Genomic DNA, 23,694 nt, shown 5'->3' with positions numbered 1-23,694 from the left:
TTCTCAGGAGGTTTTTGCAAGAAGATGTTGAATATTGTCCATATAAAATCCCTTTTATGGAGGCTGAAATGTTTACAAGAATCGATACAGTCTTTCTGCAGGTAATTGATTTCGGAAAAGCCATTGAATGGTATAGCACTGTGCTTGGCTTCCCGGTAAGATGGAGGGATGACCAGGGAGGGTATGCAGCCTTGGAAATCGGGGAAACACCTTTAACCCTTGTCCGTTCTGAAAAAGTAATTCCTTCCTCTCATATGCCATTTAACTTTTATGTTTCCGATATTGTTGAAGCACATCAGCATCTGGCAGGGCATAAGGTGAAAGCCGGCCCAATCCAGGATGATGGAACGGTAAAGTGGTTTGAGTTTGAAGACCCTGACGGCAATAAGCTGGGGGTATGCCATTTTAAAGAATAAGGAAAAAGCTGCCTCACTTTATGGCAGCTTTTTCAGTTATCAATAAGAATCCTTCGCAAGCTTGGGATGGCGATTCATCGCTCCGAGCAGAATCAGCCCGCTCAGGATGAGGAGTAAGCTTGTGACAACGAAGACTGCAGAAAAACCCAGATAGCCGGAGATCAAACCGCCGATGACCGGACCGATAATGTTGCCGAAGAAGCGGAGGCTAGTGTTGTAGCCGAGCACTTCACCTTGCATGGCAACCGGGGCTTCCTGGCGGATATAAGCGATCCGGACAGGGATGATGCCCCCGATGGTTATTCCAAGCGCAAAGCGGACAAGTACAAGCTGCCACATGTTTGAGACAAATCCTCCCGGAAGATAAAACACGCCTGCGAGGAAGAGGAGAATAACCAATGTTTTTATATAGCCATGCTGGTCCCCGATTTTTCCCCATTGCCTGGCCATCAGCAGATTGCCAAGCCCTGCAGCCGAAAAGGCAATTCCCGCAAAGAACGCCAGATTTTCAGGTCCATGCAATTCACTGACATATAAAGATAATATAGGCTGAATGCTAAAGTGTGCGATTTGAACAAGCGTTGAGATCAGCATAACTGTCAGCAAAACGGGATTGCTGATAATATGCTGGATGACCGCCTTGCTTGAATACCGCGTTTTCTCGCCCTTTTTTGTTTGGACTTTGTGTTCTTTTGTAAAAAAGACAAGAAAGGCAGAAACAAAGATGGCGATGGAGGTCCATTTAAAGGTATCTGAAAAACCGAATAAATCAGCTAGGACTCCGCCGAGAAGGGGGCCCATCAATGAACCTGTAATGCTTCCGGTCTGCAGTGTCCCCATCACCCTGCCGGCAATTTCCTTCGGAGTCTGTGTGGATATAAACGCCTGGGACATTCCGATGAAGCCGGTAAAAATCCCCGTAAACAGTCTGAGAAAAAACAGCTGCCAGACGTTTGTCACGTACCCCATCAGGAATATGGATATGCCCATCCCGATTCCGGACAGTATCAATATTTTCCTGCGCCCAAAAAGGTCCCCGATTCTTCCCCACACAGGAGAAAAAAGAAATGCAGTCACAAATGTGATCGCAAATGTCCACCCTGACCAATGCTGTACATAAGTTGGAGAGTAGTCGCCAAAACTTTCTATATATAACGAAATAAAGGGAAGCACCATCGTCATGCTGCCTGCCACAAAGAAATTGGCAAACCACATGATCATTAGATTTCTTTTCGTCTGTTTTATCATATTTGAAACACTTCTTTCCGGGAAACATTTCGTTTCCCTAAATATATAATACTAAAAATTTCTAAAAAGAGGAAGGGGTATGCTATCAATCTAATTTTTATATATCCTGATAACCATGATAAAAACGGCTTTTTTAAGGAAAGGCCGAATTTTCTATGACATTTTTACCAGAGTCCGTGAAAAAAACATTGTCTTATAACAGTATTTATTCTATAATTCCTAATAGGAAAAAGATTCAGAATATATATGAAAAAGGGGAAGTTGTTTGGAAGCTTTTGTTAATCAGCTAAACGGCATTTTATGGAGTACACCTGTTATTTATATCTGTTTAGCTATAGGGTTGTTCTTCTCTGTCTTAACTCGATTTTTACAGGTCCGCCATATCAAGGATATGGTACTGCTCATGTTTAAAGGGAAAAGTTCCGCAGCGGGCGTTTCGTCTTTCCAGGCCTTATCTATTGCTCTTTCCGGCCGTGTAGGAACTGGTAACATCGCAGGTACTGCCACTGCCATCGCAATGGGTGGACCTGGTGCTGTATTCTGGATGTGGGCCATTGCTTTTATCGGAGCAGGCAGTGCATTCGTTGAATCGACGCTGGCACAGATTTACAAAGTGAAAAAAGACGGGCTATACCGAGGCGGTCCGGCCTATTATATTGAAAAGGGAATCGGAATTAAATGGTTTGCCGTCCTTTTCGCTATTTCTGCATTGCTGGCTATGGCGCTTTTAATGCCTGGCATCCAGTCAAACTCAATTGCACTTGGAATGGAAAATGCGTTTGGCATTGATAAAACAGTAACAGGCCTTATTATAATCGGGTTACTTGCACTGATTATTTTCGGCGGTGTTAAGCGTATTGCAAATGTTGCTCAATATGCTGTACCATTTATGGCTGTGGGTTATATTTTAGTCGCTTTAATTATTATTGGCATGAACATTGGCGAACTGCCTGGTGTTATTTCGTTAATTTTCAGCAGTGCCTTTGGTGCAGATTCCATGTTTGGCGGAATTATCGGAAGCGCGATCGCATGGGGAGTCAAGCGCGGTATCTATTCAAACGAAGCTGGTCAGGGTACAGGCCCGCATGCAGCTGCAGCTGCTGAGGTTTCCCACCCTGCTAAGCAAGGTCTCGTGCAGGCATTCTCTGTATACATTGATACGTTATTCGTATGTTCCGCAACTGCTTTCATGATTCTATTTACAGGCATGTTCAATACAGTTGGAGCTGATGGAAAGACTCCAATTGTAGAAAACCTTCCTGGAGTGGAAGCCGGCCCTGGTTTCACACAGGCGGCAGTTGAATCTGCACTTCCTGGTTTTGGTGCCGGATTCGTTGCTGTTTCTCTGTTCTTCTTCGCTTTTACAACAATTATGGCTTACTATTATATAGCTGAAACAAATGTAGCTTACTTAATTAATGGCAAGAACAGCAAGCTGGCTATGTTTATCCTGAAAATTGTCTTGCTTGCTGCAACATTCTATGGCGCTGTTAAAACAGCAGGCCTGGCATGGGCTCTCGGAGATGTTGGTTTGGGACTGATGGTTTGGCTGAACTTAATTGCCATCGTTATCTTAAGAAAACCGGCTCTGATTGCACTGAAAGATTACGAAGCCCAGAAGAAACAAGGTCTTGATCCAGTATTCAATTCCAAAAAGCTTGGCATTAAAAATGCTGAGTATTGGGAAGAGGAATACAAGCCGCAGGAAGAAAAAGTATCTTAATAGAAAGATAAGAGATGTCCGGCTGATGCCGGGCATTTTTTTACAATCTTTAAACTACTTTTACAATTTTCAGGTTATTTCTTAGCATTCTCTTAATATTCATCTTTTAGTATTGTACTTGGGTTTGGTACATAAATACGATGCAAATATTATTGAATAATATGAAGAGGTGCTTAGGATGACTGAATTGAATCGCCGCAAGTTTTTAACGTATGTAGGTACAGGTGTGGGAGCATTGACTGTCGCTTCGACAGGTTTGGGGGCAATGGTTCCAAAAGCGGAAGCTAAGGGTGTTGAGGCAGCCTCCCATTTATTCGGATTCCAGAAGAAAATCTCTGGATTAAATTTTAAGCCGATTGACCCGACAGATAAAGATGACCTTGTTTTACCACGTGGATACAAATACGATGTTGTGGCAGCATATGGAGATGTCATTAACAAAAAAGGCGATACATTCGGCTTTAACAATGACTTTACATTATATTTTCCAATTGATAAGGACAAGCGTGGTCTCTTATGGGTGAATCATGAATATTCAAGCGATCTATTTGTTCATGGTGCAAGGCCGGCAAATGGCAAGTATACGGCAGCGCAAATTCAGAAAATGCTATACAACCAGGGAGGATCAATTATCGAGGTATACCGTGATAAAGAAGGCACCTGGAAAATGGACACGGATTCCAAATATGCGCGCCGTATTACAGGCTTGACTCCATTCCAGCTCACAGGTCCTGCCAAAGGTTCAAAAGCAGTGGGTGGTGCAACGAATGTACAGGGAACTTTTGCTAATTGTTCTGGCGGCATGACATTGTGGGGCACGGTTTTATCAGCTGAGGAGAATTTCGAATCTACCTCAAAGGATGCAGGATTAAATGAAACTCATTATGGCTGGATTGTGGAAATCGATCCGTTTGATCCTAATTTCAAGCCGCGCAAGCACACCGCCCTTGGTCGCTTTAACCATGAAAATGCAGCAGTCGGCCTGACCAATGACAATCGGGTTGTGGTTTATATGGGTGATGATAAGAAAGATGCATGCGTGTATAAGTTCATCAGCAAAAATAAATATGTAAAATCCCGCGGAAAAGCAAATGCAGACCTTCTTGAAGAAGGGACGCTTTATGTGGCTAATATGGGCAGCGGAAAATGGGTGCCATTAACTATCGAAAATGTGCAGAAAGCTGTCAAGGGGAATGCAGATCTTTTAAAGAAATTCCAAACACAGGCCGATGTGGCTGTTCACTGCCATGAAGCAGCTCTGCTTGTTGGCGGAACACCTACTGACCGTCCGGAAGATGTGGAAATCAGCCCGTTTGATAAAACGGTATTCATTGCCCACACCAACAATGACAAACATGGCAACTTCCACGGCCATATTACTAGATTTATTGAAGAGGGAGATGACTTGGGTGCACTGACTTTTGATTTTGAAATTTTCGCAGCCGGCGGAAAACAGAGTGGCTTCAGTGCACCTGATAATCTAACTTTCGATAGCCTTGGCAATCTCTGGACGGTAACAGATATGTCATCAAGCAAGCTGAATACAGGAATCTACACGCATTTCGCCAACAATGGCATGTTCGTCATCCCGACTATCGGAAAAAATACCGGCGAAGCCTTTCAGTTTGCTTCAGCTCCCGTTGAAGCAGAACTAACTGGACCATCCTTTACACCAAACGAAACAACCCTGTTCCTGTCCATTCAGCATCCGGGAGAAGAGACGGAAGACCTGAACAATCTGACAAGCAAATGGCCGCACCGCAAGGGAGATACTATGCCGCGCCCGGGAGTTGTGGCGATTACAGGCTTCAAATACTAGGAGGTTATTATGCTATCAAATATCGGGATACCAGGATTGATTATTGTTCTAGTGCTGGCGCTGATCATTTTCGGCCCATCCAAGCTTCCTGAAATCGGCAGGGCATTCGGCACAACCCTGAAAGAATTTAAAAAATCCACACGCGAACTGGTTTCAGACGAACAGCCGGAAGAAAAGAAAAAGAATTGCTATAAGAATGAATAGGGAAGGGAGAGATATCTTCCTTCCTTTTATAGTGAGGTGAATAATATGAATAATGAGGCAGTAAATGTCCTCCAGCATTTTGAAGAGCTTCGGAAGAGGCTGATGATTATAGCGGCTGTCTTTATAGCGTTCTTGGCACTATCCTTTATTTTTGTCAGCGACATTTACCAGTGGCTGGTTAGGGATCTGGATTTTAAATTGGCTGTTCTCGGTCCTTCTGAGATTCTATGGGTCTATTTTATGCTTGCGTCTGTTGTCGCCATTGCAGCCGCCATCCCGGTAGCTGCCCATCAAATCTGGCTGTTCGTCAGCCCGGCGCTTACCGGAATGGAAAAAAGGTAGCCTTATCCTATATTCCCGCGTTATTTTTCCTGTTCATTACCGGTATAGCATTCGGATATTTCATTCTTTTGCCGCTGGTTCTGAATTTTTTAATGACCTTATCGGGAGATATGTTCACCGCCTTTTTTACAACGGAAAAATACTTTCAATTCGTGCTGCATTTAACACTGCCATTCGGCTTTCTGTTCGAGCTTCCGGTTGTGATTATGTTCCTGACCAGCCTTGGCATCCTCAATCCCTATTCGCTGCAGAAGATAAGGAAGTATGCCTATTTCGTGCTGATTGTGGTGGCGATTTTAGTTACACCGCCCGATTTTATTTCAGATATTTTGGTTACATTGCCTCTCCTGCTGCTGTACGAGGTGAGTGTAAGCCTGTCCAAAATCATTTATAACCGAAAGCAGAAAAAGCAGGCTGTTTTGCAGTAACTATAATAAAAATCAAAACACAAAAAAAGCTTGGACCGTAAATGTCCAAGCTTTTCTATTATTCTCTTACTTAACACGAGGGAAGCCAAAGCCTGATGCATAATCGTCACCAGCTGCAGCTCCTGTTCCGCCAAGAATATCATTTTGCTTGGCCCGGTTCTGAAGCTCGCTGCGAAGCTGGGTGTGGCTCATGGATGGATTCTGAGCCCAGATCTTAGCAGCTAATCCGGATACATGAGGAGTAGCCATGGATGTACCGCTGATTGTGCTGTAGCTGCCATCATACCAGGTGGATTCAATTGCTCTGCCTGGTGCAGAGAGCTCGACATCACGCTCCTGGATTAGGTAGTCGCCATCAGTAGCAGGGTTGCCCCTTGATGAAAAATCTGCAACACGGTAAGAACCATTTTGCTGAACATTTTCAAGAGCCGCTACTGCAACAGCATTCACCAATGCGCCAGGATAGCCAATCGTGTTATCGGCAGGACCATCATTTCCGGCAGCAGCAACTACCAGGACACCTTTGCTGTAGGCGTAATCAACTGCATCTGCAATCAATGTGCTTTTAGAGCTTGAACCCAATGACATGGAAATGACCACTTTAGATCCTGTGCGGACCGCTTCATCGGCCGCATGCTTAATAGCTCCGGCGATGTCATCAGAATACCCTGATCCTCTGTCATTTAACACTTTATATGCCCAGAGATCTGCGTCTGGGGCTACCCCATAAACACCTTGTCCGTTATCACCGCCATGAGCCAGTACAGTACCCGCAACATGTGTGCCGTGTCCGTTCTTATCCCCGCAGCTGCCGTCAATTAAAGGTGACTTTCTTTGTGTAAAGTCCTTACACTGTTCAGCTTGTCCGGCAAGATCAGCATGTGCTGTATTTACACCTGTGTCCAGCACGGCAACCTTTACCCCGTTTCCGCCTGAAGTGCTTTGGATGGAGCTGTCATTATAAATGGCCTCAATTCCCCAAGGTGTACCGTCTGCCGGAGCTGATGCAGCCCCTGATCCAGGTTTTGCTGCGGTCACAGGTGAGTTCTTTACTTCTTCAACTTTATCAATCTTTAAGTTTTTATTTTTTAAAAGTGCCTGATACTGTTTAGCATTAACCGTAGTAGTAAAACCTTTCTGGCCAAAATCCCATCGTGCTCCATAGTTCGATTTTGCCTTTGCTTTTTCTGCACTTGGGCCCTGAATGACAACCCGATAGGTTTCATTGCTCTCAACCTGCTGACCGAATGCCCCTGACGCAAATACAGATAGTCCCATTGCTGCACTTAGTAATGCTGACCCAATGACTCTTTTTTCTTCATCCAAAATCTCCTCTCAGAATATGTATGGTCACAGCTGAATAGCTGTGACTCTATTATATTTACAAAATTCAGAATAATTAAACGGACCTTTTGTACTATTTTTCTGATTTTAATGAAAATTTACATTCGAGGAAAATATTTCAATCTGTAAATTGGATATAAATGGAGTTATTTGATCCCCAACGAGGGTATAGCCTATTAAGTCAATAAAGGAGTGTGAAATATGAGAGCTGTAACCTACCAGGGAGCGAAAGATATTCAAGTAAAAAATGTAGAGGATCCCAGAATTGAAAAGCGGGATGATGTCATTGTCCGCATCACGTCAACCGCCATTTGCGGATCGGACCTTCATTTATATCAGGGGAATATGCCATTGCGGCCAGGTTATGTTATCGGGCATGAACCCATGGGGATCGTTGAGGAGACAGGTCCTGATGTGACACGGGTAAAAAAAGGCGACAGGGTGGTCATCCCATTTAATGTATCGTGCGGGCATTGCTTCTATTGCCAGCATGATATGGAAAGCCAATGTGATAATTCGAACCCGCATAATGATTCAGGCGGCTACTTTGGCTATACCGAGAAATACGGAAACCATCCGGGCGGCCAGGCAGAGTTTCTAAAGGTGCCGTTTGGCAATTTCATGCCATTTGTTATACCGGAATCGTGCGAACTGGAGGATGAATCACTGCTCTTTTTATCGGATGTTCTGCCGACAGCCTATTGGAGTGTAGAACATTCAGGCGTTAAAGCGGGAGACACAGTCGTCGTCCTCGGCTGCGGTCCCATCGGGTTAATGACCCAGAAATTTGCCTGGATGAAAGGAGCTAAACGGGTAATTGCAGTAGATCATCTCGATTACCGTCTCAATCACGCCAAGCTTACCAATGATGTGGAAGTCTATGACTTTACGAAATATGATGACATGGGAGCTTATCTAAAAGAAATCACCCAGGGCGGAGCTGATGTAGTCATTGATTGTGTCGGCATGGACGGGAAGAAATCCGCTGTTGAAAAAATCGAGCAGAAGCTTAAGCTCCAGGGCGGAACGCTGGGCCCGATCCAAATCGCGACGAAAGCTGTCCGCAAATTCGGAACTGTCCAGCTGACAGGTGTGTACGGGCTGACTTATAATATGTTCCCGCTGGAGGAATTTTTCTCGAGAAACATCACCATTAAAATGGGCCAGGCGCCTGTGGTTCACTACATGCCTGAGCTATTTGAAAAAATAACGAATAAGGAATTCGATCCGAAGTCTATCATCACCCATCAGATTCCGCTCGAAGAAGCTGATCGGGCGTATAAAATTTTTAATGACCATGAAGATGACTGCATTAAAGTCATCTTAAAACCTTAACAAACACAAACCAGCCTGGATATACCCTGGCTGGTTTTTTGAAGTTTAAGAATATAACATAATATACATATTTCGACATAAACGTATATAATAGTGCTAAAGACACATTATTAATAGAGTTAACCAAGGAGCATGGAAATGAAAGGCTTTAACCAACAGACTTTGATAAAAGAAGAAACAAAAGCAGTTAAGCTTTTTATATGGCTATTCTTTATTATATTAACACTTTATGATTTGTTTTATTATTATCTGTTTCCCCTCAATACTGGCGGCAGTACCGGCCTGCCAAAGGGCGGGCTTGGATGGGGGTATTATCTGGCTATTATCGGACTCCTGCCCTTAGCGCTGTATTTAATCAGGACAAAACGCCCTTTTCAGGTAAAATACTTATTTTTTGCAGGCTTTTTCCTGATAGATTTTAGTAACAGCATGCTGATCTATTTCGGTGAGTCGAAGGAATTTCAGAGCGGAAGCGCAGTAGAACTTTTATTTATTATATTTGCGCCGATTTTTGTGAATAAGCGCTATTTTTGGATAGTAACCGGCGGAATGATTGCGAAGTATCTTCTGGCTGGTTTACTGTTGAGCAGCCAAAAGGTAATGGTGCCAATCGTGCTTATGGCCATTTTTTCAAGTGTTTCATATGTTCTGCTGAATCGCTTCTATTCCTATATTCACTCGCTTACACATGTTTTCCAGGAGCTCCGCCAGACTGAAAAGCTGGCTGCTGTCGGACAGATGGCTTCCGCAGTCGGCCATGAAGTAAGAAATCCTTTAGCAGCTTTAAGAGGATTTACTCAGCTGCAGATGGAAAAACATCCTGAAGACCAGGACCGCTACAAGATCATGATTGAGGAAATCGACCGCATTAATCTGATTGCCGATGACCTTATGATCCTAAGCAAGCCAAGGCTTCCTCTGTTTAAAAAAGTTGAACTGAATGCAGTGATTAACTATGTCATCTCGATCATACATGAACAGGCAGCCAATCAGAATATCCGTGTCGAAACAGAAAATCTGGAAGCTGTTCCTAAAGTTCAGTGTGACGAAAATATGCTGAAGCAGTCTTTTATTAATTTGATCAAGAATGCGATGGAATCTATGCCAGAAGGCGGCACGATCCTGATTTCGGCCAAAGTGGCGGAGGGTGACAAGGTTTTAATCAGCATTAAAGATGAAGGCTGCGGGATTGATGCTGAGAATATGGAACGGGTCGTGGATCCATTTTATACAACTAAGCCGGATGGAACCGGTTTAGGGCTGATGGTTACCAAGCAGATTGTGGATGAACACAAGGCGGAAATCACGTTTGAAAGTGAAAAGGGGATAGGGACAATTGTGACTCTTACTATTCCTATAGAGCAGCCAACCCAATAAAAGAATTCAGGGTGATGTCATTTAATATACAGGGCAGACCTGGAAATTAGTAACTGACATTATAATAATACTATTCGAAATCGTACAGCACCCTATGAGGGTGCTGTATTTTATTAGGCAAATAGGCTTCTTTTTACAAAAATTTAATAATTTTCCTATGTTAATTCCGACTAATTGCTCATTCTCAAATAAGTCTAAAAATAGATAGAATTATGAATGTTATCATCCTAATCTACTATAATTTGAGGAGATGTATTCATTTGAAAAAGCCTATGCGCAAACTTGGAAAGACGATACTCGCAACAACGATGGCCCTATCTGTCTTAGCAGCTCCTATTTCATATGATTCTGTCATGGCGGCAAAGCCTGATCATACAGGGAAACCGGAACTTAAATTCAGCCATGAAGTAAGCCTGCGGATACTGGGAACAACAGATATACATACACACCTTTATAACTATGATTACTATAAAGATGCAGAAACCATTGAATTTGGTCTGGCTAAAACAGCTACCTTAATCAAACAGGCAAGAAAAGAAGCAAAGAATACATTATTATTTGACAACGGAGACCTCATTCAGGGTAATCCGCTTGGCGATTATAAAGCAAAAGTAGATCAGCTTGAGGATGGGGAAATGCATCCCGTGTTCAAGGCTATGGAACTATTAGATTATGATGCCGCTACGGTAGGAAACCATGAATTCAATTATGGCCTCGAATATCTGGATGAGGTTCTGGATGATGCGCCATTTCCTTATGTAAATGCCAATGTCTACAAAGACGACGATGATAATAATCCGGAAAACGATAAAAATTACTTTAAACCATATAAAATCATCAAGAAAAAGTCGTTGATGAAAAAGGAAGAAAACAGGTCATTAAGGTTGGGGTTATCGGTGCTGTGACTCCGCAGATTACACAATGGGACAAAGCCAATCTTGATGGAAAAATCATCACAAAAGACATTGTAAAATCAGTAAAAGCCAATATTCCTAAAATGAAAGAAGAAGGTGCGGACATTATCATTGCACTTGCGCACTCCGGCATGGGGGACGCAGCATATGCTGAGATGGAAGAGAATGCAGCCTACGACTTAACAAAAGTAGAAGGCATTGATGCGGTTATTTCCGGACACAACCATAAGAATTTTCCGGGAGATTTCACCGATCTTCCTGAAGTGGATGCAGAAAAGGGAACGGTCAACGGGGTGCCCTTCATCATGCCTGGCAGCTGGGGCAATCAGCTTGGCGTTATGGACCTGACTATTGCCAAGGTAAAGGGCAAGTGGGAGGTTAAGGATTCCCAGTCATCTTTAAGGTCTATTTTTAGAAGTTATAAAAATGAATCCGGCGCGACCGTCAAGGAAAGTCTTGCAGATGCAGATCCTGCTATTTTGAAAGCTGTAAAGGAAGAGCATGAAGGAACCGTGAATTATGTCCGCCAGCCTGTCGGGGAAACAAAAGCTGATATCCACAGCTATTTTGCACTTGTAAAAGATGACCCGTCCATTCAAATTGTGACGAATGCACAGAAGTGGTATATTGAGAAGCAATTAAAAGGAACACCAGATGAAAATACACCAGTGCTTTCGGCGGGAGCTCCTTTTAAAGCAGGCGGCCGCAACGGGGCAAGCTATTACACATATATCCCTGAAGGCACAATCGCCATTAAAAATGTAGCCGATCTATACCTGTATCCGAATACAGTCGCTACGGTAAAAATTAAAGGGGCAGATGTGAAGGAATGGCTTGAAATGTCTGCAGGCCAGTTCAATCAGATAAAAGATAATGAAGCGGGAGAACAGTCACTCATTAATAATGATTTCCCTACTTATAACTATGATGTAATCGATGGTGTGACATATGAGATCGATGTAACAGAACCTGCTAAGTATGATAAAGATGGCAAGCAGGTTAATGCTGATGCAAACAGAATCAAAAATCTTCAGTATAACGGAGCACCTATTGATCCGGATCAGGAATTCATCGTTGTGACAAATAATTATCGGGCCAGCGGCACTTTCCCTGGAGTTAGAAACAACACGGCAGTAGAGCTTTATCCGGATGAAAACCGCCAGGCGATCATTGATTATATCCGAGAAGAACAAACCATCGATCCTTCTGCAGATGCCAATTGGTCATTTGCACCGGTTGCCGGTGGCGTAAATGTAACGTTCGAATCTTCACCGGATGCAAAGGATGCGATTGCTGAAGGCAGCGGAATCGGCTATGCGGGGAAGCAGCCAATGGCTTTGCGAAATATTCGCTTCAATTCCCGGAGCCAAAGCCATTTGAAGTCCAACTTTTGGGGATCAATGATATCCATGGTCAGCTTGATACATTTAATTCCGGTTTGAATGCGGGTGGAATCGAGTATTTAGCTGCACACTTAAAACAGCGTGAAGCAGAGAATCCCAATACAATTATGCTGCATGCAGGTGATGCAGTAGGGGCGAGCTCCCCTGTTTCGGCCCTTCTTCAGGACGAGCCAACAATTAAAATGCTTAATGAGATCGGCTTTGATATAGGTACAGTCGGCAACCATGAATTCGATGAAGGGGTAGACGAAATGCGACGCCTTATCAATGGCGGGGCCCATCCAAAAACTGTGGAGAAGTATGGCGAGTTTGAAGGAGCAAACTTCCCGTATGTTGCAGCTAATGTAGTGGATGAAACAACAAAGGAGCCAATCCTTGATCCCTATGTAATTAAAGAAGTAAATGGAGTGCCAGTCGGCTTTATTGGCATTGCCTATTCCGATACTCCTGGAATTGTTACGCCAAGCGGAACGGCAGGTGTAGAATTCACGGACGAAGCGGAAGCAATCAACAAGTACACAGCTGAGCTGAAGGAACAGGGTGTTAAATCGATTGTGGTCATTACTCATAACCCTGTAAAGTCCGATATAGATGGGTCTAACCCTCAAGAGGAACTCGCTGACATTGCGAATGCAGTTGATGATGAAGTGGATGTGATGTTTGGCGGCCATAACCATCAGTACACAAATACTGTGGTGGACGGGAAATTGCTTGTTCAATCTTATTCGTATGGAACTGCTTTTTCCGATGTGGACTTAACAATTGATCCAGTGACAAAAGATATTGTTGCTAAAAAGGCTGAAATCGTAAGCGCCACACGTGACGTTGAACCTGTTGCAGAAATTAAGCAAATGCTTGATGCTTATATTGCTGATGTCGCTCCGATTTTAAATGAAGTCATCGGTCATTCTTCAACAGGTATTACGAGAGAGGTAAATGCTGATGGAGAATCTCCGATGGGCAACCTGATTGCAGATTCCATGATTGCGCAGACCAATACCGATTTTGCCTTCATGAACTCAGGCGGCGTCCGTGCAGGCATTGATGCTGGAGATATTACGTGGAAAGAAGCTTTTACGGTACAGCCTTTCGGAAATGACCTTGTGACATTGACATTGACCGGTGCCCAGATAAAAGAACTTTTTGAACAGCAATGGGGTTCAAAAGAGAGAATCATGCATGTTTCCGGCTTAAAGGTAACGTATGATTCTTCGAGAGCTGCCGGAGATCGGATCGTATCTTTAGTAAAGACAGATGGAACGCCAATCGCTGCTGAACAGGAATATTCTGTGACGGTAAACAACTATATGGCTGATGGCGGAGACGGCTACAGCGCTCTTTTAAACGGTAAAAACCGCACAGTGGATATTGTCGACCTTGATGCTTTAATCAGCTACATCAAAGAACAGAAAGAAGTAAACCCAGCGGTTGAAGGAAGGATTACAAAATTGAATAAATAATAGGAAGGGAGCATCAGAGCAGTCTGATGCTCCCTTTTCTATATGTCCTCAAAATAGGTGAAAGTACCTATTTTTCTCGTTTCAGCGAATGAATTAATTACAATTACCCATTCAAATATTATCAAAATATTAAAATAACAGTATTGTTAGACTATTAAAAACTTTATGTTAGTTTGATAGAATTAATCTCGCACTTCGAAAATTCAGAAAAACTAAATAGGAGGCTATAAGAATGAGTAATAAGAATAAACCTTTTAAGGTTGTATCTTCCATTACAGCCAGCACGATGATGGCAGCTGCACTATTTGCGGGATCTTTTGCCGGGACAACAGCAGCTCCTTCAAAAGCTTCAGCTGAGGAACTTTCTGCACCGATTGATTTGAACATTGTGAATGAAGAACGCCTGGGAAAGGCATTAAAAGAAAGAGGATTAGTTAAAAAGGATGCTTCCTCAAAAGAAGTAGAAAAGGCAGTAAAGGATTACATAAATGAAAAACAAGGTGAAAAGCAGCCTGGAAGTACAAAAAATAGCCATGACCATAAGGATGAGTTTGACAAAAAAACAAAAGATTTCTTAACCAAACAAAAAGACAAGCTGTCAAAGCAGCTGAATAAAGGCCATAAAAACTATAAAAAGGGCAAACCGGACGGCTATGTAAAAGTAGATCCGGCCAAAGAAGCAAACTACAATGGCGGTGTCAGAACAGACAAAGTGCTTGTGCTATTAACTGAATTTGAAGATTTCAAGCATAACAATGTAATACAGGAAGAGGGCTATATGTATGCTGATGATTTCAGCAAAGAGCACTATGAAAAACTAATGTTTGGCGATACTGAGTTTGAATTATTTAATGGAGATAAAGTAAAAACATTTAAGCAGTTCTATGAAGAACAGTCCGGAGGCAGCTATACGGTTGACGGCACTGTTTCTGAATGGCTGACGATCCCTGGAAATGCGAGTGATTATGGTGATGATAGCCCTAACGGAGGCCATGACAATCTATCTCCTCTTGGGCCACGGGACTTAGTAAAAGAGGCTTTAAAAGCAGCTGCAGACGCTGGAATGGATCTTTCTGCATACGATGAATTTGATCTATATGATTTAGATGGAGATGGTAACTTTAATGAGCCTGATGGATTAGTTGACCATCTCATGATTATCCACGCTGGTACAGGGCAGGAAGCTGGCGGAGGTGCGCTCGGTGATGATGCCATCTGGTCTCACCGCTGGACGCTTGACGGAGTATTTGCAGTTCCGAATACAACTGCCAAGGTAGATTATTGGGGCGGAAAAATGGGCGCATTTGATTATACGATTCAGCCTGAAGACGGAGCTGTCGGGGTGTTTGCACATGAGTTCGGACATGATTTGGGATTGCCGGATGAGTATGATACACAATACACCGGTCAAGGTGAGCCGGTTGCTTCCTGGTCCATCATGAGCGGCGGCAGCTGGAACGGAAAAATTGCAGGTACTGAGCCTACAAGCTTCTCGCCGCAAAACAAAGAATTCTTTCAAAAAGGCATGGGCGGAAACTGGGCCAATATTATGGAAATAAATTATGCAGATATTGATAAAAAAGGCTTGGCAACTGTTATTGACCAAAGTGTAACCAAATCTAAAAACCCGGGAATTGTAAAAGTAAATCTTCCTGAAAAAGAAGTGAAGGGAATTGCACCTGCGTTCGGTGAGAAATATTACTACAGCACAAAAGGCGATGACCTTCATACCACTTTGACGACACCTGAATTTGACTTAACAAATGCTGAAACAGCTGCCTTCAATGCGAAAGTTTATTATGATATTGAGTTTGATTATGATTATCTAACGGTTACTGCAAAAGCAGCCGATGGGACAGAAGCTGAGCTCGATGTCATTGGTGATGATGATACAGATGGCGATGCCCGTGCTGAATCTTCAAAAGGACAATGGGCAGATAAGACATATGACTTAAGCGAATTTGCCGGTAAAAAAGTTAGCCTGACATTCGAATATGTAACAGATGGCGGACTGGCATTAGATGGATTTGCTATTGATAATATTTCCGTAACGGCTGATGAGGAAGTTATTTTTACCGACGATGCTGAAGGCGAATCTCAGATGACTCTTGACGGATTCATTGTTTCCAACGGAATCAGCTATGCGAAGAACCATTATTATCTGGAGTGGAGAAATTACTCAGGCTCTGATACGGCACTTGCCCAATCAAGAGGAGTAAAATATAACACTGGTTTAGTTGTTTGGTATGCAGATGACAGCCACACAGATAACTGGGTTGGCGTGCATCCTGGAGAAGGTTTCCTTGGAGTGGTGGATTCACATCCGGAAGCCATTACCGGTCTGCTAGATGGAAAAGAAACGGTATCTCAAAGCACAAGATATCAGATTGCAGATGCTGCGTTTTCCTTGGACAAAACACCAGCATGGGAAGTAAGCTCGCCAACCCGCGGTGATTATGACTACCCAGGTTTAAAGGGAATATCTGTTTTTGATGATTCTAAAACATACATCAACAGCCTCATTCCTGATGCTGGACGAATTGTTCCGGAACATGGCCTGAAATTCCAAGTGGTCGGTGAAGCAAAGGACAACTCTGCCGGAGCCGTATGGATTCACAAATAAGATTTAAAGGTGCGAGCCAGAAATGGCTTCGCGCCTTTTTCTGTTAAGGGTGGACAACTTCCTGCCTATAAGCTAGTATCATTACCGATACTAGTTTTTTCCGATTTTCGGCTATACTAAAAATAATTATTTGATTACACGTAATAAAGTTAAAAGGAGTAACATATGACACAATCTTTTATTGAAGATATGAAGCCATTTATCCAGAAGGCATGGGAAAAGTCTGCATTTGCACAGCCGACGACCGTTCAGGCAGAGGCGGTTCCGCTGGCTTTGGAAGGCAGGGATATTATTGCCGAGTCCCCGACTGGAACAGGCAAAACACTTGCTTACTTGCTGCCGGTCCTTGAAAATATTGACCCGGATAAACAGGCGGTTCAGGCCGTCATTTTAGCCTCTTCACAGGAGCTTGTGATGCAGATATTAAGCGAGATCCAAAAATGGGCAGAAGGCAGTGGGATTAAAGCCGCTTCTTTTATTGGCGGAGCCAACGTAAAAAGGCAGCTTGAAAAATTGAAGAAGCATCCGCATATTGCTTTGGGAACGCCAGGCCGGGTGCTTGAGCTGATTAAACAGAAAAAGCTGAAAATGCATGAAGTGAAAACAGTTGTTCTCGATGAAGGAGACCAGCTTCTTGTTCCAGAACATGCTCAGACTGTCCAAAATATTGTTAAGTCTACGCTTAAAGAACGCCAGGTCCTGCTATTCTCAGCCACACTGCCTCCGGTTGTTGAACAGCTTGCGAAAGAGCTGACAGCTGATGCTGAAGTGATTCGTGTTGAGAAGGATGAAACCATTCAGGCTGCAGGTGTGGACCATATTTATTTTGTGGCAGAAGCAAGGGATAAAATTAAGATGCTCGAAAAAATCTCAAGGCTTGAGGACATTAAAGCACTGGTATTCGTTAAGGATATTGGCAACCTGACCGTCATGGCAGAAAAGCTTGATTTTAAAAACATCTCTTCAAGCACTTTGCACAGCGATCTGAGCAAATTCGACAGACAGAAAGCAATCAAAAACTTCCGCACAGGCAAAACCAATATGCTGATTGCTACAGATGTTGCGGCAAGAGGGCTGGACATCAAAGGAGTCACCCATGTGGTGCATTTCGACTTCCCGAAAGATATGAATCAATATGTCCATCGCTCGGGAAGAACAGGAAGATTCGGTGCAAGCGGAACCGTTATCTCTCTGGTTACTGAAAGAGAAGAGCGCGAACTCAAGAAAATGGCAAAAGAACTAGGCCACACTGCAGAAAAGAAAGTAATGCGAGGCGGCCATATCGTATAAAGATCAAACAGCTAGGCACCTATATCAGTTGGTGCCTGGCATTTTTCTTATATAAAGGAATTTCCCCTTTTCTAAGCGAATTAGTAAGTGGAGCTTTATTTAACTAAAGAATAAGGGGAAATCAAATAATGGAGAATCCAAGGCTAAAGAGCTTTCATGATGAAGATCTGCTTGAAGCGACGATAGATGAATTGCAGGAAAAATTGCAGAATGGGGAAATTACCTCCAAAGACCTTGTAATGATGTACATGAACCGGATTGGACAGCTGGATGAAAACATTCATTCTGTGTTAGAACTCAATCCGGATGTATTGCATATTGCAGCTGCTCTAGATGCGGAAAGAGAAGAACAGGGGCCGCGCAGCCCTCTTCACGGCATTCCCATATTGTTAAAGGATAATATCGATACAGGGGACAAAATGCAGACAACTGCAGGTTCACTTGCCTTGAAGAATCATTGTGCACAGAAGGATTCGTTTGTGGCCTCTCAATTAAGGCAAGCGGGAGCCGTCATTTTAGGAAAAACCAATATGACAGAATGGGCCAATTTTATGACGGAAGGGATGCCAAGCGGATACAGCTCACGAGGCGGACAGACGCTGAATCCATATGGACCGGGTAAATTTGATGTGGGTGGCTCCAGTGCAGGATCGGGTGCAGCCATCGCCGCTAATTTTGCGGCCGCAGCCATCGGAACGGAGACATCAGGTTCCATTTTAAGTCCTGCCAGTCAGAATTCTCTCGTTGGAATTAAGCCGACAGTCGGACTTGTCAGCCGAACCGGCATTATTCCAATTGCCCATAGCCAGGATACTGCCGGTCCTATGGCGAGAACGGTTAAGGATGCCGCTTTATTATTAAACGTACTTGCAGTACCTGACGAAAATGATCCGATTACCATGACAAATAAAGATCTGCGGGGCAAGGATTTTACCGTTTTCCTTGATGAAGCCGGATTAGAAGGTACACGAATCGGCATTGCCCGGGAGACTTATTTTGACTACCTAAGTTCTGAAAAGCTCTCAGTCATGAATAAGGCAGTAAACGATTTAAAGGAGCTGGGTGCAGAGGTGGTAGACGAGGTGGTGATCCCATCCACTAAAGAGGAGTGGAGCCGAGATGTCCTGACATATGAATTTAAGGCAGATTTGAATGCTTACCTGCGAACGGTCGCACCGCACCTTAATATTCGCACCCTGTCCGATGTCATTCATTTTAATGAAAATAATAGCGAAAAGTGCTTAAAATACGGCCAATCCATCCTGATTGAGGCAGAGGAGACAAGCGGAAATCTGACGGAAATGGCCTATATATCTGCACTTGAGAAAGATATTTATTTTTCAAGAGAGAAGGGCATTGATTACGTGATGAAAGAGCATCACCTCGATGCCATCGTGTTTCCGAATAATTATGGAGCAGGCATCCCTGCAAAAGCGGGATATCCATCCATCACAGTACCGGCCGGCTATACGCCTGAAGGTGAGCCTGTGGGCATTACATTTACAGGACTTGCCTACAGTGAGCCGCTCCTTATTAAGCTTGCTTATGCCTTTGAGCATGCCACCAGGCATAGGAAAGCTCCAGAACTTGGAGTGCTGGCATAGAATAACTGCCGGTTAATTGACTCATACTACTTCTGAAAAACAAAAAAGGAGCAGATGAGAATATGGGCAGAACTAAACGCGGAAACGGCAATGCACAGCGCAATAACAATAAACACAGACCGCAGCGCACAAGCGAAGAGCTTGTTGAATTCACAACGGGAAGCAAAGAAAAGAAAGAAAACAACGTGCAGGACTGATGAGCAAATCCTCCTTTATAGAAGGAGGATTCAGACTGTCGACAAACTCGATGAAAATCGTGCTTGTCTGCAGTCTTTTTTATTTTAAAATAGAAGTAATACAATGCTTGAGGTGATTTAAATGCTTTCAAAACATAATCCAATTCAACGGGATCAAATTGAAATGGTTGCTTTAGACGAACTTGTACCGGCGGACCATTTGGTCCGCAAAATTGAAGCGGCGATTAATTTCTCATTCATCTATGACTTGGTAAAAGATAAGTATTCAGAAAAAGGCCGCCCAAGTATTGACCCTGTAATATTAATTAAACTCACATTTATTCAATATACCTTCGGTATTCGCTCCATGCGTCAAACAATTGAAGAATTGAAAACGAATATGGCTTATCGATGGTTTTTAGGATATGGCTTTCACGATAAAGTTCCTCACTTCTCAACTTTCGGTAAAAATTATGAGCGCCGATTTAAAGACACCGATCTCTTTGAACAAATATTTTACCGAATCTTAAAAACCGCAGCTGAAAAGAATTTAATTAGTGCTGAACACGTTTTTGTAGATTCTACTCATGTAAAAGCGAGTGCAAATAAACGCAAATTTGAAAAGAAAGTTGTTCGAAAAGAAACCCGTGCTTATCAAGAACGCCTTCAAGAGGAGATTAACCAAGACCGCGAGGATCATGGAAAAAGCCGTTTCCACCTGATAAGTTTGATAAAGAAGAATACAAAGAAATCAAGGAAAGTACAACAGATCCAGAGAGTGGCTACTATGTAAAAGATGAGCGTACAAAACAGTTCGCTTATTCTTTCCATGCGGCTGCAGACCGCAACGGCTTCGTGTTAGGCGCAATTGTAACCCCTGGTAACACGCATGATAGTCATATTTTAGAGCCATTGGTAGAACAAGTCATTGAGAAAGTTAGTAAACCAAAAGCTGTTGCGGCAGACGCAGCCTATAAAACACCTGCTATCACGAGCTACTTATTGAAAAACGACATCACACCTGCTTTACCTTACACACGACCTCGCACAAAAGAGGGTTTCTTCAGAAAACATGAGTATGTTTATGATGAGCATTTTGACTGTTACATTTGCCCAACTGGTGAGATATTAAAATATACTACAACTACAAAGGAAGGCTATCGTCAATATAAATCAGATCCTCGAATTTGTGCTGGATGCCCTTTCTTGTCTCAATGCACACAGAGTCAAGCACATCAAAAACTGATTCAACGTCATGTGTGGGAGGAACATGTGGAAGAAGCAGATCATCTTCGCCACCATCAAGACGTCAAACCGATCTATGAAAAACGCAAAGAAACAATTGAACGAGTATTCGCAGATGCAAAAGAAAAGCATGGCATGCGTTGGACAACCCTCAGGGGACTTAAAAAAATGTCGATGCAGGCGATGCTTACTTTCGCTGCCATGAATTTGAAGAAAATGGCCAACTGGACTTGGCAAGGTCCAGAAATGGCCTAAATGATAACCTCGGAGAGGTCTGCAATTCTCTGTAACTACTTGAAGTCCTACAAAAAATCAAAAAAAGAGTTCGGAATGAGACTATTCCGAACTCTTTTTGTCTACAAACTGAATCCTCCTTTATAGAAGGAGGATTTTTTGTTAGGCGTGAAAAAGGCTATCTGAAAATAAAAATGAGTTATACGGCAATAAAAGGGTTTATCCGAAAATAAAAAAGAGCTATCTGCAAGTAAAACCCAGCTATCCGAAAGTAAAAGCAGTCACAATCTCTCAGGCAGCCAGATTTATATAGTAAAAGTGCTTCCGCACATAAAAATAAGCTATCCGCACATAAAAGTGGGGTATCTGCACAGAAAAGTGCTTATCCGCTCATAAATTGGTACTATCTCCAAAACAAGCAAGTGAATCCTCGCAAAAATGCTGATAAATCCATAGAAAAAGACAGTTTTCTCAGGAGAACTGTCTTTTTCTTCAAGTTATTCTTCAACCTTTTTCAGAGGCTTGGCTGCCGGACCTTCAACGACTGTTCCGTCATAGGAGAAGCGGGAGCCGTGGCATGGGCAGTCCCAGGTGCGGTCGCCGTGGTTCCATTCGCATTCACATCCCATGTGGGTGCAGGTTGTATCTACAAGATGAAGGCTGCCTTCAGGATCCCTGTAAGCACCTGTCCGCTTCCCATTGATCATCACGACCCCGCCTTCATCATGAGACAGATCTGCCGTTTCTTTAGGCACAAACTCAAGCTTCCCTTTAATCAGCTGTCCAGCTACATCAGTATTGGCTGCAATAAATTTCTTGATGCTTGGGTCAGCCTGAAATCTGGATGGGGTAAACAGCTCGGCATAAGGGTTTTCCCTTTCCATAATCTGATCTTTTATCAGCATTGCAGCTGCTGTCCCGTTTGTCATTCCCCATTTCCGGTAGCCTGTTGCGACAAAGATATTCTTCTGTTTGGACGTAATTGGGCCGATATACGGGACTTTATCAAGCGTATATAAATCCTGGGCAGACCAGCGATAAGGATAATCGGTTATGCCGAGCACCTCTTCCGCAAAGGCTTCAAGGGCTTCGTAATGCTTCATCGTATCTGGTCCATGACCCGTCTTGTGGCTGTCGCCGCTCACTAAAATGAGTTTGTCTCCGTTATAGGGTGTGTACCTCAGTGAGCGGGTCGGTGAATCGGCACTATAATACATGCCTCCAGGAAAATCCTCTTTAGTTTTTACGCCAAGTACATAAGATCTTTCCGGAGATAATCTGGCAAAATAAAAACCTTTCTTATCCGCAAAAGGGAAGTGGGAAGCTGCAATGACATATTTGCATTTCAGGCGATGGCCTTCTCTGGTCACGACATCAGGCAGGCTGCCATCTTCAATGTCTGCAGCTGTTGTATTTTCATAAACAATACCGCCCAAATCCACAAACTCTTTAAGAAGCTTTTTCAGGTATTTCAGCGGATGAAACTGGGCTTGATCAAACATGGAGAGCACCGCTGTTGTGTTGATGTTAAAAGGAATGCTCTCTTTCATTCCGCTTGGAATTCCGAGTTTTTCGTATGCTTGCCGCTCTTTTTCAACTTTTCGTGCATACTCTTCTGAAACAGCATATATGATTGCTTCTTCGTTACTGAAATCACAATCAATTTGTTTTTCTGATACAATGTTCCGGACAAATTCTATAGCATCTGTTGAAGCCTGATAATAGAGTTTGGTTTTTTCCTCGCCAAAATGACTGATCAATTCATCATAAATTAATCCATGCTGTGCTGTTAATTTTGCTGTCGTATGGCCGGTAGTCCCGTTTAATATATTGCCGGCTTCAAGAATGGACACTTTATAGCCTTCTTTGGCAAGAAGGTAACCCGCTGTAATGCCTGTGATGCCGCCGCCTACAATGGCAATTTCCGTTTGAGCATCTTCTCTGAGCTTATCAAAGGCCGGAAGTTCCTCCTCCCTCCAATAAGGCTCTGGATATTGGGGCGTTTTGTGGTTGGATGTCGTCATACCCTGTCCTCCTGTAACGTTATATTCGTTCATAATTTTTCCTGCAAACCCTATTCCTATACAAATTCTCCTTCTATAACCATACCCATTAAATTGTTAATTAATCAGGTGGAAGGGTGAAACCGGTTTTTCACTGTTTTTTTCATCATTTCTGGATAAAATGTGCAGGCCGAGAAAAGATATACAGTATCGAATGTTAATGGGGTACAGTCATGATTACATTTAGCTATCTGAGCATTTTTCTGCTATTGACTATATTAGCTGCACTTTTTGATATGAAAATATTTGATTATACGATATTGGAAGCTTTGAGGAATTTACTGTATACAGAAATTGCCACTGGAAGAATGATCGTTGTTGTTTCTGTACTTATTGGACTGCTTTCAAGTGCAGTCATTGATTTTCGTCTTTTTAAAGCGAAAAAAAATCAGGGTCATCCAGGTAAGGAATCGCTGGGACATGCTAACTGAACGAACATTTTAAAA

14 protein-coding genes and 3 pseudogenes are annotated in these 23,694 nt (G+C 43.1%); 14 read left to right on the top strand and 3 right to left on the bottom strand.

Features of this window, described 5'->3' with window-relative positions:
* Positions 1-14: 14 nt before the first annotated feature.
* On the top strand, positions 15-416 hold the full coding sequence (locus M5V91_RS16800) for a VOC family protein (protein ID WP_139266796.1): 402 nt from the start codon (positions 15-17) through the stop codon (positions 414-416).
* A gap of 39 nt (positions 417-455) precedes the next feature.
* Here M5V91_RS16800 and M5V91_RS16795 read toward each other — a convergent pair whose 3' ends face one another.
* A complete protein-coding gene (locus tag M5V91_RS16795; protein WP_009335010.1) occupies positions 456-1,664 on the bottom strand; it encodes an MFS transporter in 1,209 nt (402 codons plus the stop codon).
* 265 nt (positions 1,665-1,929) lie between these two features.
* Between M5V91_RS16795 and M5V91_RS16790 the strand changes: the two genes are divergently transcribed.
* The 4 genes and pseudogenes from M5V91_RS16790 to tatC all read left to right on the top strand — a co-directional run bounded on the left by M5V91_RS16790 (position 1,930) and on the right by tatC (position 6,180).
* Positions 1,930-3,387: an alanine/glycine:cation symporter family protein gene (locus M5V91_RS16790; RefSeq protein ID WP_009335008.1), complete on the top strand. Its 1,458-nt coding sequence runs from the start codon at positions 1,930-1,932 to the stop codon at positions 3,385-3,387.
* Positions 3,388-3,565: 178 nt separating this feature from the next.
* Positions 3,566-5,206: a PhoX family protein gene (locus tag M5V91_RS16785; RefSeq protein ID WP_009335006.1), complete on the top strand. Its 1,641-nt coding sequence runs from the start codon at positions 3,566-3,568 to the stop codon at positions 5,204-5,206.
* Positions 5,207-5,215: 9 nt separating this feature from the next.
* On the top strand, positions 5,216-5,410 hold the full coding sequence (locus tag M5V91_RS16780) for a twin-arginine translocase TatA/TatE family subunit (protein WP_284521353.1): 195 nt from the start codon (positions 5,216-5,218) through the stop codon (positions 5,408-5,410).
* Between the two features lie 45 nt (positions 5,411-5,455).
* Positions 5,456-6,180: pseudogene (gene tatC / locus M5V91_RS16775) on the top strand (twin-arginine translocase subunit TatC).
* Positions 6,181-6,246: 66 nt separating this feature from the next.
* Here tatC and M5V91_RS16770 read toward each other — a convergent pair.
* Positions 6,247-7,458 carry a S8 family peptidase gene (locus M5V91_RS16770; protein ID WP_284522285.1) on the bottom strand — a complete coding sequence of 404 codons (1,212 nt, stop codon included), beginning with the start codon at positions 7,456-7,458 and terminating at the stop codon, positions 6,247-6,249.
* A gap of 267 nt (positions 7,459-7,725) precedes the next feature.
* Here M5V91_RS16770 and M5V91_RS16765 point away from each other — a divergent pair, with 267 nt between their 5' ends.
* The 8 genes and pseudogenes from M5V91_RS16765 (at position 7,726) to M5V91_RS16725 (ending at position 21,206) form a co-directional block, all read left to right on the top strand.
* Entirely contained in the window at positions 7,726-8,859 is a 1,134-nt protein-coding gene (locus M5V91_RS16765) for a zinc-dependent alcohol dehydrogenase (protein WP_251156785.1), read from the top strand.
* Positions 8,860-8,997: 138 nt separating this feature from the next.
* On the top strand, positions 8,998-10,236 hold the full coding sequence (locus tag M5V91_RS16760; protein ID WP_019382597.1) for an ATP-binding protein: 1,239 nt from the start codon (positions 8,998-9,000) through the stop codon (positions 10,234-10,236).
* A gap of 212 nt (positions 10,237-10,448) precedes the next feature.
* Positions 10,449-14,013, top strand: a pseudogene (locus M5V91_RS30560) (bifunctional 2',3'-cyclic-nucleotide 2'-phosphodiesterase/3'-nucleotidase).
* 232 nt (positions 14,014-14,245) lie between these two features.
* Complete coding sequence (locus M5V91_RS16745) at positions 14,246-16,636, top strand: immune inhibitor A domain-containing protein (RefSeq protein ID WP_251174005.1); 2,391 nt, start codon at positions 14,246-14,248, stop codon at positions 16,634-16,636.
* A gap of 165 nt (positions 16,637-16,801) precedes the next feature.
* A complete protein-coding gene (locus M5V91_RS16740) occupies positions 16,802-17,926 on the top strand; it encodes a DEAD/DEAH box helicase (protein ID WP_009334990.1) in 1,125 nt (374 codons plus the stop codon).
* 128 nt (positions 17,927-18,054) lie between these two features.
* Entirely contained in the window at positions 18,055-19,530 is a 1,476-nt protein-coding gene (locus M5V91_RS16735; RefSeq protein ID WP_284521351.1) for an amidase family protein, read from the top strand.
* Between the two features lie 62 nt (positions 19,531-19,592).
* Positions 19,593-19,727 (top strand): hypothetical protein, encoded by a 135-nt coding sequence (locus M5V91_RS16730; RefSeq protein WP_019382593.1) that lies wholly within the window; start codon positions 19,593-19,595, stop codon positions 19,725-19,727.
* Positions 19,728-19,848: 121 nt separating this feature from the next.
* Positions 19,849-21,206, top strand: a pseudogene (locus M5V91_RS16725) (IS1182 family transposase).
* Between the two features lie 476 nt (positions 21,207-21,682).
* On the opposite strand, the gene M5V91_RS16720 reads toward M5V91_RS16725, so the two are convergent.
* Complete coding sequence (locus tag M5V91_RS16720; RefSeq protein WP_251174004.1) at positions 21,683-23,209, bottom strand: FAD-dependent oxidoreductase; 1,527 nt, start codon at positions 23,207-23,209, stop codon at positions 21,683-21,685.
* A 212-nt stretch (positions 23,210-23,421) separates the two neighbouring features.
* Between M5V91_RS16720 and M5V91_RS16715 the strand changes: the two genes are divergently transcribed.
* Complete coding sequence (locus tag M5V91_RS16715) at positions 23,422-23,679, top strand: hypothetical protein (RefSeq protein ID WP_284521350.1); 258 nt, start codon at positions 23,422-23,424, stop codon at positions 23,677-23,679.
* Positions 23,680-23,694: the final 15 nt, after the last annotated feature.

Source organism: Cytobacillus pseudoceanisediminis, assembly GCF_023516215.1.
GTDB lineage: Bacteria > Bacillota > Bacilli > Bacillales > Cytobacillaceae > Cytobacillus > Cytobacillus pseudoceanisediminis.
The sequence above is the reverse complement of the archived record's forward strand: the minus strand, read 5'-3'. Positions and strand labels throughout refer to the sequence as shown.

Bases quoted from the DNA above. Each gene is read 5' to 3' on its own strand.
- M5V91_RS16735 (WP_284521351.1), top strand. From the start codon at position 18,055: ATGGAGAATCCAAGGCTAAAGAGCTTTCATGATGAAGATCTGCTTGAA.
- M5V91_RS16770 (WP_284522285.1), bottom strand. From the start codon at position 7,458: ATGGGACTATCTGTATTTGCGTCAGGGGCATTCGGTCAGCAGGTTGAG.
- M5V91_RS16795 (WP_009335010.1), bottom strand. From the start codon at position 1,664: ATGATAAAACAGACGAAAAGAAATCTAATGATCATGTGGTTTGCCAAT.
- M5V91_RS16745 (WP_251174005.1), top strand. From the start codon at position 14,246: ATGAGTAATAAGAATAAACCTTTTAAGGTTGTATCTTCCATTACAGCC.
- M5V91_RS16720 (WP_251174004.1), bottom strand. From the start codon at position 23,209: ATGACGACATCCAACCACAAAACGCCCCAATATCCAGAGCCTTATTGG.
- M5V91_RS16730 (WP_019382593.1), top strand. From the start codon at position 19,593: ATGGGCAGAACTAAACGCGGAAACGGCAATGCACAGCGCAATAACAAT.
- M5V91_RS16760 (WP_019382597.1), top strand. From the start codon at position 8,998: ATGAAAGGCTTTAACCAACAGACTTTGATAAAAGAAGAAACAAAAGCA.
- M5V91_RS16715 (WP_284521350.1), top strand. From the start codon at position 23,422: ATGATTACATTTAGCTATCTGAGCATTTTTCTGCTATTGACTATATTA.
- M5V91_RS16780 (WP_284521353.1), top strand. From the start codon at position 5,216: ATGCTATCAAATATCGGGATACCAGGATTGATTATTGTTCTAGTGCTG.
- M5V91_RS16785 (WP_009335006.1), top strand. From the start codon at position 3,566: ATGACTGAATTGAATCGCCGCAAGTTTTTAACGTATGTAGGTACAGGT.
- M5V91_RS16765 (WP_251156785.1), top strand. From the start codon at position 7,726: ATGAGAGCTGTAACCTACCAGGGAGCGAAAGATATTCAAGTAAAAAAT.
- M5V91_RS16740 (WP_009334990.1), top strand. From the start codon at position 16,802: ATGACACAATCTTTTATTGAAGATATGAAGCCATTTATCCAGAAGGCA.